Consider the following 19430-nt stretch of genomic DNA (forward strand, 5'->3'; position numbering starts at 1 on the left):
GTGTTTTTTGATCAAATATGACTATATTTAAGAGTAGGGAATTTGTACTTGGCATTTCATATCTTAATCAATTATGACTATTTTCCCAATAACAACACCCGACTCGCTTCATCAGCCCCTCGGTAATTCTCGCCGAGATACATTCCAGGATAAGTCGAGTTTCAAGCAGAGTCCGAGTCTCCCGACAAACGATCCAGCTGAAAGCCACGAGCCACCGATGGTCCCTTGCGGCCTAGCCAAACGACTCCTATAATGAGCCGAACCAAAAGGACTTAGTTTTGGTAAATTCTAATTTGGCTTGTTTTTCCTGTGGATCCTACCAATGAATGACGATATATCTGAACTAGACTATCTGACCGAGAGATATCAAGCTATCTTCAATGAGGCCAGAGATGGAATCGTCCTTATTGAATCCGAAACTGGGCGTATCATAGATGCAAATCAAGAGTATCAGCGTCAAACTGGACGAAACCTAGATACATTAAAAACATTACATGTTTGGCAAACACGTGCTCCCGAAAAACAAGAGGAAGCAGCGACTTTCTTTACCAATTTGAAAATTCAAGGTATGACGTCACCTATTGAAACAGAGTTCCAACGACCTGATGGCACAATATGCCCTGTTGAGTTTATCGGACGCAAGATCCAAATTGGTAAATGCTTTTTTTATTTAAGTATCACGCGCGACATCACTGAGCGGCGTCAAATAGAAAACAGGCTCCGTGAATCAGAAATCCTATATAAGGCCATTTTCGAGACCACCGGCACTGCGATGGCAATTGATGACGCCGCTCGAAAGTTGAAATTGGTTAATAACAGGTTTGCAATTTTATCCGGTTACGAGAAAGAAGAACTCGAGGGTAAGCGTAGTTGGACTGAGTTTATCGACACAAAGTATATTCAATCGATGACGTCTCTTTCTGATCAACGAAAATCCCATCCAGAACACAAGGATCCACATACATACGAATTCGAATGGATCGATAAATTTGGACACAAACGTAATATCCTAATAAATTCTGACACAATCGTCGGCACACAAATGACTGTGGCCTCCCTTCTCGATATTACAGATTACAAGCAAGCTGTGATCGAGACCGAGAAGGCAAAAAATGAGGCTAATGCGCTACGCGAGTCAGAGAGGTTAAAGACCGAACTATTATCAATGGTCTCTCATGAGCTGAGAACACCACTGACAGCCATCAAGGGTCTGGTAACATCGCTGCTTCGAAAGGATATTTCTTGGGATCGGGTTGAGGTCCGCGACTTCTTAGAAAATATCGACCATGAAACTGACCGGTTAGAACATCTAATAAGCGATCTTCTCGATATGACCCGGCTCGAAACCGGCAGTCTCACCTTGGAACCGGACTGGTTCCATCCTGGGGAGATAGTTGCCTCAATTGAAAAGGAGATCGAAAGTCTTTGCAGAGCCCATGTTCTTAAAAAGATAATCGAACCTGACCTACCCCTACTTTATGTTGATTGCACACGGATTGGGCAAGTGTTGGTCAACTTAATCGAAAACGCTGCCCATTTCTCACCCGAAGGAACTGTAATCATTTTGGAAATCGCCGAAAACGAAGGAAATATCATTTTTAAGGTCACTGATTTTGGATGTGGTATACCAAATAATGCAAGATCGCAAATCTTTAATCGTTTTTACCGCTTAAAGTGTAATTCTAACTTTAGTAATCGTGGCACTGGACTTGGCTTAGCAATTTGCCGTGGCATCATCGAAGCCCATAATGGTAGCATAAACTTCATTTCAAAAGAGGGGCATGGTTCGACCTTTTTTTTCCAAATTCCCACAAAGATACAAAATTAATGGGTAATAAGATACTAATAGTCGATGACGACCCCATAATTGTCAAGTTTTTACGCGCCAACCTCAAGGCTGAAGGCTTTGATGTTCTGACTGCCTCCGACGGATGTCAAGCGATAGAGTTGACCGAAAAGGATATGCCAGATTTAGTTATTTTGGACATAATGATGCCTAATATGGATGGTTACGAGGTTATTCGCAGCCTGCGTTCATGGACTCAAGTTCCTATTCTTGTGTTATCTGCCCGTGGCGGAATGAATGACAAAGTAACCTGTCTAAATCTTGGTGCTGATGACTACTTGACCAAACCGTTTAGTGTTGAGGAGTTAACCGCTCGCGTGCATGCTGTTCTTAGACGGTTCAAAGCATTTAATTTTTCATCAGCACTGCCAGTCTCAACCCCCCAATTTTTTTTGGATCCAAGTACTCGGCGAGTCCTCTTCGAAGGAAAGGAGATCCGGTTGACACCAACTGAATACCTTCTCCTAAGAGAACTACTTCTTAGCCCAGATAAAGTGCTGACCCAAGCAGTACTCCTTAGAAAAATCTGGGGCAGCGAATATATTAACGACCGCCAATATTTGCATGTGTTTATTGGTCGCCTCAGATCAAAAATTGAGAAAGATCCTGCTCACCCAAAGATCATCGAAACAGTCTCTGGTGTAGGCTACTTGTACCGTACGTCAGGTTCCTAGCCTACTTGTAATTTTTTTTGTGTGAATATTTTAGCTAATATCGTTTAGCTTCCATTTAGTCCCTCCCTTTAATTTTTAGTTGTTTTTTAGCATTACGATGTTACAATTCATTACATATAGGTTGAGTCTACCACCTAAAGGAGGAGCATATGCAAGGGTACCACTCAACATTCTCTCGTAGAGAGTTCATGAAAGGCCTCGGGATAACCACCGCAGGGATCGGTGGTGCAGCTCTGATTGCACCGTCTTTCCACGACACCGATGAACTTCTGTCATCCGCAGCAACTCTAGAATATAAAGATCCATGGTATGTAAAAGAAGCCGAAGAGCCAACAGTCGAAATCGACTGGAATACCATGCAACGGTTCCCAAAAGCAAAATACAACAATTTTGCCCAACATCTTTCGGCGGATGACGCCAAAGCAATTCAGGCTAAAACAAAAGCCGATACGATTAAACAAATGACAGATAACTCCAAACCGGGGTGGATGTTACGGGACAACGCAATAAAACTACTTGGGTGGGCGGGCGTACGCTATCGAATGTCACTGGCCAATTCACTTAAAGAATGGGTCGAGGGCTGGAGTATTATCCCAACCCCTACACTCCTAGGCGTTCCTCGATGGCAGGGCAGTCCCGAGGAGGGTTCTTTATTAGTCACACAAGCTCTCCGACTTGCTGGTGCTTCAAGTATTGGATTCGGTGAAATCACCCCAAGCACCACTGAAAAAATGATTTGGGGACAAATGCCACAGAATCCTTTTCCGGCCCTTGTTTTTGAAGGAAGTGGACCAAAACCTGTTTTCGACAGTGCCGCGAACAAGGTGGTAATTCCCAACAGCTCAAGATATGCTATTGTTCATACGATTAGGCAATCCTTAGATGCATCGGCTAGACCAGGTTACCTCTCAGACGGTGCTGCTGGCCAAGCATACGATAATTGCGACATCGCTCAGTGGCGCTTGCAATGTTTTCTCAGAGTCCTAGGATACTCATCCATCAGCCAGAATATCCAAGGTAATGGACCAATTGTCGGTTGGGGTGTAATAGCCGGCCTTGGTGAACAGGGGCGTCTGCAGCATTTGGTCACTCCGAGGTGGGGTCCAATGATCCGCCAATCTACGATGAACATCGTCGATATTCCGGTAGCGCCGACCAAACCTGTAGATTTTGGTGCTCGGCGGTTCTGCTATACATGTAAAAAATGCGCGGATCTCTGCCCGTCAGGCGCCATTCCCAATGTTACTGAACCTTCCTGGGAAATAACCGCCAAATACGATCTGGTCAAACCCGAGCTCTTCAATAACCCAGGAATTAAGACATGGTACTTTAATCACTTCAAATGTAACACGACTTGGCAAGAAACGGACACGTATTGTGGTATATGTCAGGCTACTTGTGTCTTCAGTAAAGAAGACGCAGCGTCTATCCATGAGGTTGTAAAAGCAACTCTGGCTTCGACACATGTTTTTAACTCTTTCTTTATCGATATGGATAACATGTTTGGATACGGCTCTACACCAAGTGATCAAATTGAACAATGGTGGGAGAAGCCCATTCCGGTGAACGGCATTCGTTACGAGAATGACGTCTTCTACCGATAATTAGGCTTGGCAAACTGAGGGCAATAAACAACCGAGGGGCTTCATCAGCCCCTCGGTCTCATTTTCACTCAGCCACCCACAGATATCACTGATTGTTTCAGAGAGAAACGGACTCTACGAGGAAGACGAAGCTGAAAAGATATTACTAATGACTGCGGACCTTCATCAGCTCCTCAGTCATTACCCCAAGACCCACTCTAAAATATGCTACCTATTTGGGGGGCCCAAACTTCTGCTCTAGTTCCTTGATTTTAGCCATGATTTTTTGTGAAAGTGGATTGGAGGGATCAATCAGAAATGCGCTCTGAACCTGTTCTTTGGCCATTTCGAATCAGGTCATTGTCTGATAGGCGGCAGCTAGATCGTTCAGGTTATGGGTGTTTAAAGGCGCCAGATCATTCGCCCTATTAAGATCTTTGATAGTGGGTCAATTTGAAATTGTGTTGCCAAAGGGTGAGGGATTGTCGAATGGTCAGATGTTATAGTCCGTGAGATCGGCAATCTGATCATAATTCGATTTTCGCACCCATGTACACCAAAGGTTCTTGCCCGGGATGCTTAGTCTGGTATTATATGGAAACGAGCCAAATGATTTGGCATCCCAAGACGTTACTTCTGTAAAACAATATGGGCATTTTTGTTGGACATATTCAAGGGCTGGTTTCAGGTCAGTATCGGTAGAGGCGATTACACCAACATCGTACTTGCCATCAAGAGCTAACGCTACAAAATCAATCGCTAAAGCGACATCAACGCCTTTTTGACGGGCTTTTTCCATCGGCCAATTGGACGGATATTTCAATGGGCGAGAGATGACTTTTACGTGCGCTTGTTGCCATACATTGATCTGCTTCAAACAAGCCCCGTAGGTTTTGGGCTCTTTATTAGGGTCAGGCAAACCAGTATAAAGTCTAACCTGTTCAACATGGCGCATACTTCCAGCAGGGGCGGAATCTCTAATGAATTGAGCATATTTCATGGGATCAATCTGGCCCATGTAATGGGGATCGGTCTGATTAAAAAAGGAATGTCTTGCGCCTTGATACACATTGGCGTAGTCAATAAAGAGGATAAGTCTTTTGGAATAGTTGTTCGGCATGGCAATAAAAACAAACCTCGCCAATCTATCCCCTCTTCAGAGATAGATAGCGAGGAAGAGTACAAACATATTAACATGATGAACTTTTATATACAAAATCTATTTGGGACGCAGCAACAGCGTTTATAACCAATTACACCGATATATACCATGCTCCATATCGCGCAGTTAATGGCAAACGATATTTTTACTCATTATCCTTGCTATCTTCATTTTTCGGTTATTCGTATAATATCCTCAATCGCTATGCCCTCTTAATAACACCCACAGCCATCACTGAAGTAACGACAATTGAACCTTTAGGCTATTCAACAGTTGGCCCTGGACCCCCTGGCCGTTGAGGTGCTTCAAGGCAGGGTCAGAGAAGGGCAAACTGTCAGAGTGGATGCTAGTAGCTGAGAAATCCGTTTCCACTCCAGAGAAGCTGAATGAGAATTGGATATTTTCAAACGGATAAACACCAGCAGGCTTTTCCATCTCCTCGGCCATTCTAGCGGAAATCGATTCTATAATAAGTCTTGTTTCAGATGGAGTTCGACTCTACGACCGAGGACGAACCTAAGTCGATACAGTCGAGTGGCAATCTATGCTGCCACTCGACTGACTCAAGATAGACCTGCCATTGATATCAAGTTGTTTTACCAGATGCCCCTATGTTCAATTCATATGATACAATTTTGTTCGATCAGATGGAGCCTGTTGTTTTCACTAATGCTAATCAGTGGCGGGCTTGGCTTACGGCTAACCACTACGTTGCCAAGGAAGTCTGGCTAATACATTTTAAGGTACGCAGTAAACAGTTAGGACTGCGCTATAAAGAAGCCCTGGACGAAGCTCTGTGTTTTGGTTGGATCGATAGTAAGGGGAAGAGTCTTGACACCGAAAGGTTTATCCTCAGATACACACCACGAAAAGCAAGTAGTATCTGGTCATTAAAAAATAAGAACAGAGCCCTCGAATTGATCAGTTTAGGCAAAATGGCAGAAGCGGGCCTAAAGTCAGTCGAAGTAGCAAAAGCGAATGGGACATGGGACGGCGCATACACTGATCGGATAGCTGAATCCCTACCGGAGGAGTTCGCCTCCTTATTAAGCTTGAACAAACACGCCTCTCAGAATTTCATTTGCTTTCCAACCAGCTCCCGGAATATGTATGTGCGATGGATCAGACAAGCTAAAACTGCGACAACAAGACAATCTAGGATTAATACGGTTATCAAACGATCCGAAAAGAACCTTCAGCCTGGCGAAATAGAATGAATAGTCATACCAATATTTCACCATAAATGCATGACTTGGTGAATGGGATTTGACATTAGGCGACCTTCATCAGCCCCTCGGTCTCTTTTTCGCCCAGCCACTCACAGATATCACTGATTGTTTCAGGTATAGTCCGGCTCTCCCCCGTCTCCACCAGAAGGGTATCCTTTTGGAGCACCTTGCATTGAGAGCAGGTGCTCCAATTTACGTTTGATTTGCAAAACCTTTCTGGTTATTACTCGCTTTATACAATCTCAAATCCACCATTGTCTTTGAGAAAGTCGTATTGCCACCTTTTTGGTATAATGAAACCGTGAAAAGACAATCGCTTTTTATGAGTGACATATTTAAACTACATGGCAATGCTTCGATATCCATCGATGAAAGCGCCTCTTTAAAACAAGTTATCGGAGTTTATGCCGCAGACCCTGGGATCAGAGGTGTCTTCCTTATTGATTCTAAAAAAAGACTTTCCAGCATGGTATCAAGACACGCCATCCAGAAATGGGCCCAATACCAACTGTTCGGTAAATGGCACGATAGCCCTTGCTCGGAATTCACACACATCGTTGATAATGTACCAGCAAAACAAGTAGCACATGGCACTCCTGATAAGTTGAGTCTTAAACTTGGAGATGATTTAGAAACCGCTTTTGATAAAATGATGATGTTGAACGAAGATGTATTACCCGTAGTTGATGATGACGGGAATATCATCGGTGATCTAAGCTTGTCAGAGATTTTGGTGAAAGCCCTGGATGCTTCGGAAGAAACGCTCTGCTAAACGCCCAGGCAGATTATGCCGGTTCGCCGTCTGGCTGTTCTCTAAGGCTACTTAACAGATATTGAATCTCAGTTGTTGTAATCCCGTATCGCCGTAAGGAATGCCGAATAATCTCCAAGCTAGCTTCATACTGAGGCTTCACGAGTTCGTTAACTCCGATGTTTCTGAGTTTGTTGGCATCTGAGTCACGCTCAACTCTGGCAACGATATCCAATTTGGGATTCTGACCTGACCCCCTAAAACGAGTCCAGTTTGATAATATACTGGACCAAAAGAAAGGGGGAGAATATGCCGAGGAAGTCCTTCACTCCGGAGCAGATCATCAACCATCTCCGGGAGGCCGAGATCCTCATCAGCCAGGGCACCAGTCTGGCCGTCGTGCTTAAGAAGATCGGGGTCAGCAACTGCACCTACTACCGCTGGCGTCAGGAATACGGCGGCATGAAAGTCGAGCAGGCCAAACGCCTCAAGGCATTGGAGCAGGAAAACGCCAGACTGAAGAAGCTGGTAGCCGACATCACCCTGGACAATGCCATCCTCAAAGAAGCCGCCCGGGGAAACTTCTAAGCCCGCACAAGAGACGTCAGGTTATCACCAAGATTCAGGACAAGCTGAAGGTCTCCCAGAGGCGGGCATGCCAGGTGCTCGGCCAGGCCAGGGCTACCCAGCGCCGTGATAAGGAGCCACCCGATGAGGAAAAGCGCCTGGTGGCCGATGTCACTGCACTGGCCACCAAGTTTGGCCGCTACGGTTACCGGCGGATCACGGCACTACTCCGTGAAAGAGGCTGGCGGGTGAACCACAAGAGGGTAGAGAGGATCTGGCGCATGGAAGGACTCAAGGTGCCCCAGAAGCAACCTAAAAGAGGCAGGCTATGGCTTAATGACGGCTCGTGCATCCGGCTCAGGCCGGAGCATAAGGATCACGTCTGGAGCTATGACTTTGTCAGTGCCAGGACATCAGACGGCCGGGCTTTTCGGATGCTCAATATCATCGATGAATACACCCGGGAATGCCTGGCCATCCTGGTCAAGAGACGGATCACGTCAGAGGATGTCATCGACCAGCTCTTCAATCTGTTCATCTTAAGGGGCATACCCGAGCACCTGAGGTCGGACAACGGACCGGAATTCACCGCCAGATCGATCAGGAAATGGCTGGCAGACATTGGCATCAAAACGCTGTTTATCGAGCCTGGGTCACCCTGGGAGAACGGCTACATCGAGTCATTCAACGGCAAGCTCAGGGATGAACTACTGAACCGGGAGATCTTCACCACGCTTTTTGAGGCTGAAGTATTGATTGCCGACTGGAGGAGGCAGTACAATCAGGTCCGGCCTCACAGCTCACTTGGTTATCTGCCACCGGCACCTGAGGCTATTATGGCTGCCAAAACTACTTAACAACTGGTACCATCATTGGGGGCAGGTCAGTCAATCTGGCCCGGGAAGAGCCTTTGATCAGCCTCAGCCGCAACGTCCAGAGCGGAGCCGTCAAACTTCGCAAGCGTATTGACCAGTTACTCGACCTGGCCAAAGGCGAAGTCGGCCTGTTAAAACTGAAATTCGCCCCGGTTGACCTTGGGAATCTCCTCAAAGAACTGGTATCTTTCATTTCGCCTTCAGCGGTGAAAAAGGGGTTGGCAATCCGGCTGGAATTGCCGCCGTCCTTGCCGCCCATCGAGGGTGACCGTGATTATCTCTATCGCGTTATTTTGAACCTGCTGGACAACGCGCTGAAATTCACCTCCAATGGCGGGCAGGTAGCAATTAAGGCCTTTGTATCGGGTAACGCGATCGAAGTTTGGGTGAGCGATACCGGCGTCGGCATTCCCAAGGAGAAACAGGAGCGCTTGTTTGTCCCGTATTCGCGCGTCGCGTCAGACGATGCCGAATTCGCCGGCCTTGGTTTAGGTCTGTCTTTATGTAAAAATATCATCGAACTTCACGGCGGCCGCATCTGGATTGAAAGCCAAAAAGACAAAGGTACGACCGTCCGGTTCACGCTACCGGTTGTTCACCCAAAACAGGCAGAAGGAGAAGCACGCTCGTGAAAGTACTGGTTATTGAAGACGATCCGGATGTGGCAGAATTCATCACCCTGGCCCTCGGCATCGGCTGGCCGGGTGTTGAAATCGAACTCGCCGAATCCGGTGAAAAGGGCGTTGAGCTCGTCGGTAACACTAATCCCGATATTGTAACCGTCGATCTAGGGTTGCCCGGCATGAACGGCTTTGAGGCTATTAAGAACATACGTACATTTTCCAGGGTCCCTATCATCGTCTTGACCGTCAGGGGAGAGGAGCGTGACATCGTCCGCGGCCTGGAACTCGGCGCTGATGAATACGTCGTCAAGCCGTTCGGCCAGATGGAGCTCATCGCCCGCATCCGGGCCTTGATGCGCCGCCAACAGGCGCCGCCTGATGACGCCCCAGTGGTCTGCGGCCGCTTGAGCCTTGATTTCACCAAGCGTATCGCCAGAATCGGTGTTAAGGAAGCGATTCTAACCAGTACCGAAGCTATTATCCTCAAACATCTTATCAGTAAGGAAGGGGTTATTGTCCCTCATGCCGCGCTGGCTGAAAGGATCTGGGGCGCCAGCTATCCTGAAGCCGCCGATGCCATCAAAGTCCACATCAGGCACCTGAGAGAGAAGATTGAAGACAACCCGGGCAACCCGCGCATTATTCTGACCCGCTTCGGAGTCGGCTACTTTCTGGTAAAACCGGGCTAACCAGCGCCACTTGTTATCCTTCTGGTAAATTGCCGGCGAATGTATTCGTTAAGCGCGTTGTCTGTTGTTAAGGTATCCTGTCTGTTTCGGTAAACAGACCGTCATTATAAATACGTACAATGGCGGATTCCCCCGCCCTCGGTTGCCGGCTATAATCCGGTTATAAGTAATAACCGGATGGCAGGTGAATGAACCTCTTAACCGTCGCATCCAACCGAGAGGAAATCGAGTCCCTCACCGCCGTTTTTAAAATGCTGTGGCCTGGTACCGCCGTGCTGGGAGCTAACTGCAGCCAGGAAGCCCTGTCGCTGGTCGAGAAGCGCCGCCCGGACTTCCTCCTCCTGAATATGGCCCCGCCGTCCAGCGCCTGCCTTGATTTGATCCGCGATGTCCGGCTGTTCTCTTCCGTGCCGCTGGTGGTCGTCTCAAACGATCCCAACGAATCCACTATGGTCAGGTCGTTCGAACTCGGCGCGGATGATTATTTTCTGAAACCCTATAAGCCTTTGGAACTGGTGCTGCGCGTTAAGGCAATCGTCCGGCGGGCGACGGGGACCACCGAAGGCGAATCGATGGTCGTCGGTCTGCTCAGGCTGCACGCCCTGCTGCACCGGGTGTATGTCGGTGATAAAGAAGTCTCCCTGACCCCGACCGAAAACAACATACTGCGCCACATGATGGAGAATGTCGGGCACATTGTCACCTATTCCTCCCTGGCGCAGCAGGTATGGGGAGATGATTACCCCGACGCCTGCTCTACGCTCAAGGTCTATATCAAGCGACTGCGCCAGAAACTCGGCGATGATTCCCGCCGGCCTTCGATGATCCTTAACGAGACCGGTCTCGGATACCGGCTGGTCAAGCCGGTTTAGGCCTCCCTGCTGCCCTGTGAAAGAAGCGCTCCGACGAAGCGCTTCTTTGTTGTAATCCCTTTCACATCAGGTCGAGAACTGAGGTCTACGCATTTTTAGGTCTGTAACTTTTCGTCACCGGTTTTCTGGAAACTGTAACTCGCCGACATCTGTGTGTATCACTAATTGTAACCTGCCTTCGGTCGGATAGTCACCGTCGTGAAATAAACTAGTAACGTCATGAAGGTATGGGCGGCCACCAGAGACAGCCAGGTCATTGACCTGTTGAACACCGCTCTCCGTATGCGCTGGCCGAATTCCGGAAGGCTCATCGTACCTGATGTCACGGATCAGGAAGCCCCCAGCCAGATCAAGGGTTGCGACTTGGCGATTGTTGATACCTGTCTCGATACCGTTGATGCCAATGAAATCATCCACCAGATCCGCCGTGACTCCGAGGTCCCGGTGCTGGCGCTCTCAAGCTCCAAAGGCGACCAGGGCATTACCGCCAGGGCGCTGGCTAACGGAGCGGACGATTACCTCTTCAAACCGGTTGAAATTATAGAACTCATTTTCCATATCGAATCGGTAGCGGGCATCAAGCATTCAGCCCGCGGCTAAAAGGAGGCGCCAATGATAGTCGAAATGGTACTGGCTTGTTTCATGATCGGTGTTTCGATGGTGGCCGCTACCCGCATCCGCACCGAATCCACCCGCCGCGGCACCTAACAGAAATTTAGATTGCGAGGAATAAGACGATGATGATTATGGAGAAGCCAGCTATCAAGGTTGAAACCCGCGGCGCCGAGGCATTGCTTGAGCCGCCGAAGATGAACTCGGTCACCCTGGAATACTACCTTCGTGGCCTTCATTACCCAGCCGTAAAAGGTGAAATTATCGCCCACGCCGAAGCCGGCGGTGCGCCGGACAACATCATGGATTTCTTTATCAACCGCCTGCCGTCGCGCCAATTTCGGTCGGCGGCTGACATCAGCTTCACCGTTTTCGTCAGTTCCTACATGTTCGGTCAGGACTAGTCAGCTTTAACAACTTAATCGTCGTTCTCGGGCAAGCCTCACGGTGGGGGAAACCAGGGTGCCGGCTGTTGCGACCAGCCTGCTTAATATGCTGTGAAACCCCTCCCGTGGGCTCCCTGGGTGTAATCGGGGTTCACCGCGGGGCTTGCCTAAATTAGAGCTTACCCAAATTCAGCTAGGAGGGAAAGAGACGGCAATGACATCCGGGAAAGACCGGAGCAGCGCCTGGAATAACACTGTAGATCAAAGAAAAGAAGGGAGAACACAATGAACAAGTTCCACACCACCGTATCCCGTCGCGACTTTATGAAAGGCCTCGGCCTGGCCGGTGCCGGCTTGGGCGGTGCCGCGGCTCTCGCTCCGGCTTTTCGCGACATGGATGAATTAACAGCTTCTTCGGCGCAGTTCAAACATCCATGGTACGTCAAGGAACGTGATTATGACAATCCGACCGTGGAGATTGACTGGAACGTCTTCCAGCGCTGGGATCGCACCACCAAAGTCTTAGGCGCTAATTTGCCCCTGACCGCCACCAACTCCGCTCACGGCGCGCTACATCCTGAAATCAAGCAGTATATCGATCTGAAAGCCAACGGCCGCGACATCGAATACATGAAGGAAAAGTTCTCGACATATCAGGGACCGAGCCTGAGGGACTATTCGGTAGCTAACGCTTCCAGCGCCTCCGATAAATTACCTTCCCCGAACTTTGTCGGCGCCACCACCGGCGTCACCATTCCTACCCCGGAAAGCCGCGGCCTGGCCAAGTGGAACGGCACGCCGGAAGAGAACCTGCAGACCATCACCAATGCCTTCAAGTTCTTCGGTGCTACCCGCGTCCGCGTCATGGAAATTACCGACAAGTCCAAGAAGTTGTTCTACAAGAACTCCACCAGCGGCATGCCCTACAACTTCAAGGATGTCGAGGCTCCTGAAGAAATCGCCAAAACCGAGTATGTGATCCCCAACAAGGCCAAATATCTTATCCTCTATTCCTGCCTTGAAGCTACAGATTATGTCCGCCAGGCGCCGGCGCCCACCTACTCCGGCTACTGCCACGGCCATAAAGTCCAGGCCAACGTTCACTACTTCCTAGGCTCGATGGGTTTCATGCATATTGAAGCCGGCGGCTTCACCCCGGCCTCTGGCGTGGGTTCCTTCGCCGGCGCCACCGAGCACTCGCGCTCGGCGATGGTCGGCACCTCCTACAGCCACGGCAACCTCTTCCGCTGGATGGGACGTGTCGTCACCGATATGCCCCTGGCCCCGACCCGGCCGATCTCAGCCGGCATCGAGCGCTTCTGCGTTGACTGTATGACCTGCGCCCACGGCTGCCCTTATGAGTCCATGCCGCTGGGTGAAAAGCGCTGGGATCATGAGAACCCGGAAGAAGAGAAAGTCAAGAACTACCTGCCCGGCTACAAGGGCTGGCGCCTTTACAACTTCCGCTGCCCGCGCTGCAAGTCCTGCCACGGCCAGTGCGTCTTCAACGGCGGCGATGAAGCCCTGATCCATTCCATCGTCAGGAATACCCAAGCCGTCACCCCGCTGTTCAACGGCTTCTTCGCAAATATGCATGACGTGTTCGGCTTCGGCACCCGCAACCCTGACGAGTGGTGGAAGCACGATGTCCCGACCTTCCAGTTCGACCCGACCTACCTTTACTAACCTGCCTTAGCAACTTAATCGTCCCTGCCTTAACAACTTAATCGTCGTTCTCGGGCAAGCCTCACGGTGGGGGAAACCAGGGTGCCGGCTGTTGCGACCAGCCTGCTTAATATGCTGTGAAACCCCTCCCGTGGGCTCCCTGGGTGTAATCGGGGTTCACCGCGGGGCTTGCCCACTTTTATAACACCTTTCCTTGATAGGAGAGAAAATGGTCATCGATATAATCAAAGAAACCAAGCCGGCGCTCACTCCCAACGCCCTCAGGGTGTTGGAGAAGCGCTACCTCCGCCGCAACCGCCGGGGCGAGCTTATAGAGACGCCGGAAGAGATGTTCCGCCGCGTCGCTCAGGCCGTAGCCGCAGCTGAACTCATCTACGACCCCCTGGCTGATACTGACATCATGGCCGGCGAGTTCTACCGGCTGATGACCTCGCTTGAATTCCTGCCCAACTCCCCCACCCTCCTTAACGCCGGCACCGCAGTGGGGCAATTATCATCCTGTTTCGTCTTGCCGGTGCCCGATTCCATCGAAGAGACCTTCGACGCGATGAAGTACACCGCCCTGATCCACAAGAGTGGCGGCGGTATCGGCTTCGATGTCTCCAAAGTCAGGCCCAGAGGCGCCGCGGTGGGCGAGCACCTGGATGCCGCCGGCGGCCCGGTGGCTCTGATCCACGTCATCGCCGGCGCGGCTGATTATATCCGCCAGGGCGGCGTGCGGCGCGGCTGCAACTCGGTGGTCATGAGCGTTTCCCATCCGGATATCCTCCATTTTATTAAAGCCAAGTCAGATCCCAACGTCCTGACCAACTTCTACAACTCCGTCTCGGTCAGCGATGATTTCATGACCCGGGTGAGATCCGGGTCGGATTATGCACTTATAGATCCCAACACCGGGGAAGAGACCGGACGGCTCAATGCCCGGTCGGTATTTGCCCGCATCGTCGACCAGGCCTGGCGCACCGGCGACCCTGGTCTCGTCTTCACCGACCGGGTCAACCGCGACAACCCCACCCCCACTCTCGGCCGGATGGAGACGGTCACCGGCTGCGGCGAGCAGGCATTACTGCCCTACGAGTCCTGCAACCTCGGCTCCATCAACTTGGCAAAGATGCTTAGGCAGACCGAAACTGGACTTGAAATCGATTATGAGAAGATCGCCCGAGTAGTGCCGTTAGCCGTCCGCTTCCTCGATAACGTCATCGACGTCAATAAGTTCCCGGTGGCCGTAATCGAAGCGGCGACCAAACGCACCCGGAAGATCGGCCTGGGGGTCATGGGCTTTGCCGACATGCTCATCCGCCTGGGGATCCCCTACAACTCCACCAAGGCCATCTCGGTCGCCGAAGAGGTCATGGAGTTTATCAACGATAAGGCTCATGAAGCCTCCCTTGAATTGGCACTTGCCCGCGGTGCCTTCCCCGCCTGGAAGGGCAGCGTCTATGAGCAGCGCGGCTTACCCATGCGCAACGCCTGCTGCACCACTATCGCCCCCACCGGCACGCTGTCCATCATTGCCGGGGTGTCCTCAGGGATAGAGCCGATCTTCGCCACCGTGTTTATTAGAAACATCCTCGACGGCGAGAACCTCCTTGAGGTCAATCCGTACTTCGAGGAAGTCGCTCGAGAGCGGGGCTTCTTCACCCCAGCGCTTATCGAGCAGCTGGTCACCTCCAACCACCTTCAAGACCGGAAAGATGTCCCGGAGGATGTCAGGAAGGTCTTCGTCACCGCCCACCGGGTGTCGCCGCAGTGGCACGTCCGAATCCAGGCCGCCTTCCAGAGACACACCGACAATGCTGTGAGTAAGACGGTCAATTTCCCCCACGCCGCCGCCCGAAGCGATATCGCTGGCGTCTTCATGATGGCCTACGAGCAGGGCCTCAAGGGCATCACCGTTTACCGCGATGAAAGCCGGGAACTGCAGCCCCTGTGCACCAGCGAGACCGGATTGGAATTGGTGAAAGTATTATTCCATGAATCCCATAAGGAGGAACGCATATGACTATGATCCTGGATCGTGCCCAAACCAAAGAGATCACCGCGCCGCCCGGATTTCACCGCTGCCTGGATATGTCCGTCGCTGACCTGGAAACCTGCCTTGACGGCATTTCCTATCCGGCCACCAAGCATGACCTGGTCAGGCATGCCCACCGCAACGGGGCCAAACCGGACATCCTGGCTTTCCTGCACCTGCTGCCGGAAAACAAATACCCCCAGTTCCATGACATCGCCTTCATGGCCTGGTCGTTTTTGCTGGTTTGACGTCTGAAATTAGGCACGCCGATATGGCGTGCCTCTCTAATAACCGCCGAGGTTAAGCAACTGTTAATTATGTTAAGTCAGGGGGTACAAATGAAAATGGCGTCCGGGAGAGACCGGTAAGACCGGGTTCATCAAAAAGAAAAAGGGAGTAATGAAATGTCCAAGTTCCATTCTACATTCAGCCGCCGCGAGTTCATGAAAGGGCTCGGCCTGGCGGGAGCCGGTTTGGGCGCCGCCGCAGCGGTCGCCCCTGCTTTCCATGACATCGATGAACTTACCGCAACCGCCAACCCGCAGCGCCATCCCTGGTATGTCAAAGAGCGCGAACTCGAGGATCCTACCGTCGAGATTGACTGGAATGTTTTTCAAAGGGTTGATCGTACCCGTAAGGTACTCGGTGTTACCTTTCCTGTGACTGCAACTAGAGCCACCGATGGCCCGTTGAATCCGAAGGTTGCCAAGACCATCCAGATGAAGGCAGACGGCCGAGATATTCAATACATGAAGGATCTTTACCCGTCTTATAAAGGACCCACAATTCGGGATTATGCCTTGACTGGCGCCACCGCTGCTTCAGGCGGCATCGGGCATCCGTTCACGCCTACACCGAACTTCTTAGGCGTCACCACCTCGGTGACCATCCCGACTCCGGAAAGCCGCAACATGACCAAGTGGCAGGGCACGCCAGAAGAGAACTTCCTCACCCTGCAGAATGCCCTGAGAATGTACGGAGCCTCAGAAGTAGGAGTTGTCGAACTCACTGAAAAAACAAAAAAGCTCATTTATCTCAACAACACTTCGGGCAAACCTTACAACTTCAAAGATATTGATATCGCTGAAGACACCAAGTCCGAGTTCGCCATTCCCAACAAAGCCAAATACGTCGTCACCTTCAGCACTTTGGAGGCTTCGCAGACACGCTGCGCCCCTGCCCCGAACTGGAACGGCTACGATCTTTATTATCGGGTGATTAACCTGGCGCACTACTTCATTGGCGCACTAGGCTATCAACACCTGGAAATCGCCGGCGCCAGCGCCTCGGATTCGTTCGCCGTTTTTTCGGGTTTGGGCGAACACTCGCGATCCAGTATGGTTGCCACCCACTATCGCTATGGCAACATGCAGCGCGGTATGCACCGCATGTTAACCGATATGCCGCTGGCTCCCACCAAACCCTTTGATGCCGGGATCGCCCGCTTCTGCGTCAACTGTGCTACCTGCGCCACAATGTGCCCTTATGAGTCAATGCCCCTTGGGGATAAACGGTGGGATCATGAGGACCCAGAAGAAGAGGCCTTAAAAAATTACGTTCCGGGATATAAAGGCTGGAGATTGTACAACTTCAAGTGTCCGCGCTGCAAGAACTGCCATACTACCTGCCCTTACAACTCTTTTACTGATGCCTCGATCCACGACGTTATTCGAGCCACCGCGACTATTACTCCAGTGTTTAACGGCTTCTTCGCGGATATGCACGAAAGGTTCGGCTTTGGCACTCGGCATCCTGAGGAATTCTGGGACAACCCGGCAAATACCGGCGTTGTGGACGTAGAACTGCTGAAACACAGATAACAACTGACTCCGCCCTGTCCCCTTGATTTCTGAGATCACGCGGGGTGTTCTAAAAGAAAGATATTTGGAGGAAAAATGAAAGTGGCGTCCGGGAGAGACTGGACGGCGCCGGGAAAGACCGGAAAGACAATCGGGACAGACCGATGAATATAAAGAAAGGGGATTCATATGTCTATCTTCCACAGCACGGTTTCCCGCCGGGAATTTATGAAAAGTCTCGGCTTGGCCGGTGCGGGCATCGGGGCTGCCAGCCTGGTAGCGCCCAACTTCCACGACGTGGATGAACTCATGTCCTCTACCAATGCCATCCAGAAACGTCCCTGGTTCGTCAAGGAACGCAATTTCTTGGATCCCACCGTCGAACATGACTGGAGCGCTATCAACCGCTACGACCGACGCTGGCAGTCGCAGACTACCCGCATCAAGTCCTACTTCACTGAGACCTGGAACCGCCGCGAAGCAGCCTCTGCCAAAGGCTCCGAAATTTCAGCAAAGAGGCAAGCGGAACAGGCTCCGGGCTACACTCTTCGCACCCGCATGCTCCATAGCGCCAACCTTCACAACTTTACTTGGTCCAAGACCTGGACTGGCCCGGTCAAATCCGGCTCCAACAGCTACACTGAATCCAAGACCCCGGAAGAGCTCGGCCTGCCCAAGTGGACCGGCACCCCGGAAGAAGCCTCCAAGATGATGAACGCCGCACTGCGTTACTACGGCTCGGTGCTGACCGGTTATGCCGAGTTCGACCAAACCTGGAAGGACAAAGTCCTAGTCAAATACACCACCCGCGGCGCCACCAAGGAATGGAGCAGCAACAACGGTGCATTGCCGTCTGACACTGAGTCGCTGCGCTATGAATTCGAGAACGTCGACAAGGGCTACTATACCTCCGATGGATCCAAGTACGTCTTTCCTAACAAGCCTCTGTGGATCATCACTACAGTGAGCCCAGTTGCTAGCCAGTTCCTCAAGACCCCCAACGCCGAAGCCGGCTACGGTTCTAGCTTCCCCGGTCCCAACGGCACCGGCGGCACGCTGAGCTCGTTCGTCTACGGCGGCACCTTCCGCTTTCTACGATCTCTGGGTTACGAATGCTACTCCGACACTGGCCACCAGAGTTCACCGTTCAACGAGAACATGGCCAACCAGCTCACCGGCATCAACGAGCAGTCCCGGCAGCAGAACTACGGTCTGAACGCCGAATACGGCAACGCCACCTACCCCACCACCTTCCAGACCAACCTGCCGCTGGCGCCCACCCCGCCGGTTGATGCCGGTATGTGGAAGTTCTGCAAAACCTGCGGCTTCTGTGCCATCAACTGCCCGCCCGGCTGCATCGAGTCCCACAAGGATCCCACCTGGGAAATCCCGCCCTATGAAGGCAAGGAAGTTACCTTCCACAACAAGGGCATCAAGGCCTTCTGGAACAACTTCATCCTCTGCCAGGAGTATCGCTCTGAGGCTTCCGGCTGCAGCCAGTGCTGGGGCTACTGCACCTTCTCCGTCGATCAGGCCGCCATGGTCCATGCCCTGGTCAAGCAGACCATCTCCGTCACCCCGCTGTTCAACAGCTTCTTTGCCACCATGGGCGAAGTCTTCGGCTACGGCAACCAGGACAGCCCGGAAGAGTGGTGGGATATGTCCCTGCCAATGATGGGCATCGATACCGTCAAGACCGCCTGGAAAGGCCGGTAGGTCATAGAGAAAGGAGTAATGGCAAAATGACTGTTTATCAGGGTCCGTTCTGGTTCCTTATTGCTGCCATAGCTATCGGCTTGCTGATAGCCCTTGGTATGTTCCTGAGTAAAAAGGGCAAGGTGACTAAGTGGTATGACTGGGTCATCATCGGCGTTGCCCTGCTCATGGGTTTCTTCGCTGTCCAGAACTACTTCGGCTCCATCTCCGAGTTCGAGGAAGAAGCCGCCTCAATGTTCTTGGTTATCGTCGGCATCCCCGCACTCCTGTTGCTGGGTGTCGCCGCCGCCTTGATCATGCGCCGCAAGGCAACTGTCTAGTTGTTCTATCGAGAAGGAGGAGC

18 protein-coding genes are annotated in these 19430 nt (G+C 51.4%); 17 read left to right on the forward strand and 1 reads right to left on the reverse strand.

The features are described 5' to 3' along the window. The first annotated feature begins 322 nt into the window (after nt 1-322). From ABV300_RS07410 to ABV300_RS07420, 3 genes are all read left to right on the forward strand, one after another. A complete protein-coding gene (locus ABV300_RS07410; protein ID WP_353714235.1) occupies nt 323-1828 on the forward strand; it encodes a PAS domain S-box protein in 1506 nt (501 codons plus the stop codon). Continuing rightward, nucleotides 1828-2520 carry a response regulator transcription factor gene (locus ABV300_RS07415; RefSeq protein ID WP_353714236.1) on the forward strand — a complete coding sequence of 231 codons (693 nt, stop codon included), beginning with the start codon at nt 1828-1830 and terminating at the stop codon, nt 2518-2520. Before ABV300_RS07410 ends, ABV300_RS07415 begins: the two co-directional genes overlap by 1 nt. A gap of 149 nt (nt 2521-2669) precedes the next feature. Further along, complete coding sequence (locus ABV300_RS07420) at nt 2670-4124, forward strand: reductive dehalogenase (RefSeq protein ID WP_353714237.1); 1455 nt, start codon at nt 2670-2672, stop codon at nt 4122-4124. 472 nt (nt 4125-4596) lie between these two features. On the opposite strand, the gene ABV300_RS07425 is transcribed toward ABV300_RS07420, so the two are convergent. Continuing rightward, a complete protein-coding gene (locus ABV300_RS07425; RefSeq protein WP_353714238.1) occupies nt 4597-5247 on the reverse strand; it encodes an NYN domain-containing protein in 651 nt (216 codons plus the stop codon). A 953-nt stretch (nt 5248-6200) separates the two neighbouring features. Between ABV300_RS07425 and ABV300_RS07430 the strand changes: the two genes are divergently transcribed. The 14 genes from ABV300_RS07430 (at nt 6201) to ABV300_RS07495 (ending at nt 19407) form a co-directional block, all read left to right on the forward strand. Next, complete coding sequence (locus ABV300_RS07430) at nt 6201-6482, forward strand: YdeI/OmpD-associated family protein (RefSeq protein WP_353715380.1); 282 nt, start codon at nt 6201-6203, stop codon at nt 6480-6482. A 286-nt stretch (nt 6483-6768) separates the two neighbouring features. Next, complete coding sequence (locus tag ABV300_RS07435; protein ID WP_353714239.1) at nt 6769-7266, forward strand: CBS domain-containing protein; 498 nt, start codon at nt 6769-6771, stop codon at nt 7264-7266. A 288-nt stretch (nt 7267-7554) separates the two neighbouring features. Further along, nucleotides 7555-8669 (forward strand): IS3 family transposase gene (locus ABV300_RS07440; RefSeq protein WP_353713949.1). Its coding sequence is split into 2 segments (ribosomal slippage): nt 7555-7819 and nt 7819-8669, totalling 1116 coding nucleotides; the frame shifts between segments, so codons are not numbered across the junction. Nucleotides 8670-8722: 53 nt separating this feature from the next. After that, entirely contained in the window at nt 8723-9319 is a 597-nt protein-coding gene (locus ABV300_RS07445) for a HAMP domain-containing sensor histidine kinase (protein WP_353714240.1), read from the forward strand. Next, nucleotides 9316-9999: a response regulator transcription factor gene (locus ABV300_RS07450; protein ID WP_353714241.1), complete on the forward strand. Its 684-nt coding sequence runs from the start codon at nt 9316-9318 to the stop codon at nt 9997-9999. The genes ABV300_RS07445 and ABV300_RS07450 overlap by 4 nt, the downstream gene beginning before the upstream one ends. Nucleotides 10000-10187: 188 nt before the next feature. Beyond that, on the forward strand, nt 10188-10871 hold the full coding sequence (locus ABV300_RS07455) for a response regulator transcription factor (RefSeq protein WP_353714242.1): 684 nt from the start codon (nt 10188-10190) through the stop codon (nt 10869-10871). A 219-nt stretch (nt 10872-11090) separates the two neighbouring features. Then, nucleotides 11091-11471, forward strand: coding sequence for a response regulator (locus ABV300_RS07460; protein ID WP_353714243.1), 381 nt, complete (start codon nt 11091-11093; stop codon nt 11469-11471). A gap of 146 nt (nt 11472-11617) precedes the next feature. Next, nucleotides 11618-11887 (forward strand): DUF2795 domain-containing protein, encoded by a 270-nt coding sequence (locus ABV300_RS07465; protein ID WP_353714244.1) that lies wholly within the window; start codon nt 11618-11620, stop codon nt 11885-11887. A 267-nt stretch (nt 11888-12154) separates the two neighbouring features. Next, nucleotides 12155-13555, forward strand: coding sequence for a reductive dehalogenase (locus ABV300_RS07470; RefSeq protein ID WP_353714245.1), 1401 nt, complete (start codon nt 12155-12157; stop codon nt 13553-13555). 208 nt (nt 13556-13763) lie between these two features. Further along, a complete protein-coding gene (locus ABV300_RS07475; protein WP_353714246.1) occupies nt 13764-15560 on the forward strand; it encodes an adenosylcobalamin-dependent ribonucleoside-diphosphate reductase in 1797 nt (598 codons plus the stop codon). After that, entirely contained in the window at nt 15557-15820 is a 264-nt protein-coding gene (locus ABV300_RS07480; RefSeq protein WP_353714247.1) for a DUF2795 domain-containing protein, read from the forward strand. The genes ABV300_RS07475 and ABV300_RS07480 overlap by 4 nt, the downstream gene beginning before the upstream one ends. A gap of 156 nt (nt 15821-15976) precedes the next feature. Continuing rightward, the gene (locus tag ABV300_RS07485; RefSeq protein WP_353714248.1) at nt 15977-17392 is read left to right on the forward strand and encodes a reductive dehalogenase; all 1416 of its coding nucleotides are present in this window, start codon (nt 15977-15979) and stop codon (nt 17390-17392) included. Between the two features lie 168 nt (nt 17393-17560). Next, on the forward strand, nt 17561-19087 hold the full coding sequence (locus tag ABV300_RS07490) for a reductive dehalogenase (RefSeq protein ID WP_353714249.1): 1527 nt from the start codon (nt 17561-17563) through the stop codon (nt 19085-19087). A gap of 26 nt (nt 19088-19113) precedes the next feature. Next, nucleotides 19114-19407, forward strand: coding sequence for a dehalogenase (locus ABV300_RS07495; RefSeq protein ID WP_353714250.1), 294 nt, complete (start codon nt 19114-19116; stop codon nt 19405-19407). Nucleotides 19408-19430: the final 23 nt, after the last annotated feature.

Source organism: Dehalogenimonas sp. 4OHTPN (assembly GCF_040448695.1).
Taxonomy (GTDB): domain Bacteria; phylum Chloroflexota; class Dehalococcoidia; order Dehalococcoidales; family Dehalococcoidaceae; genus Dehalogenimonas.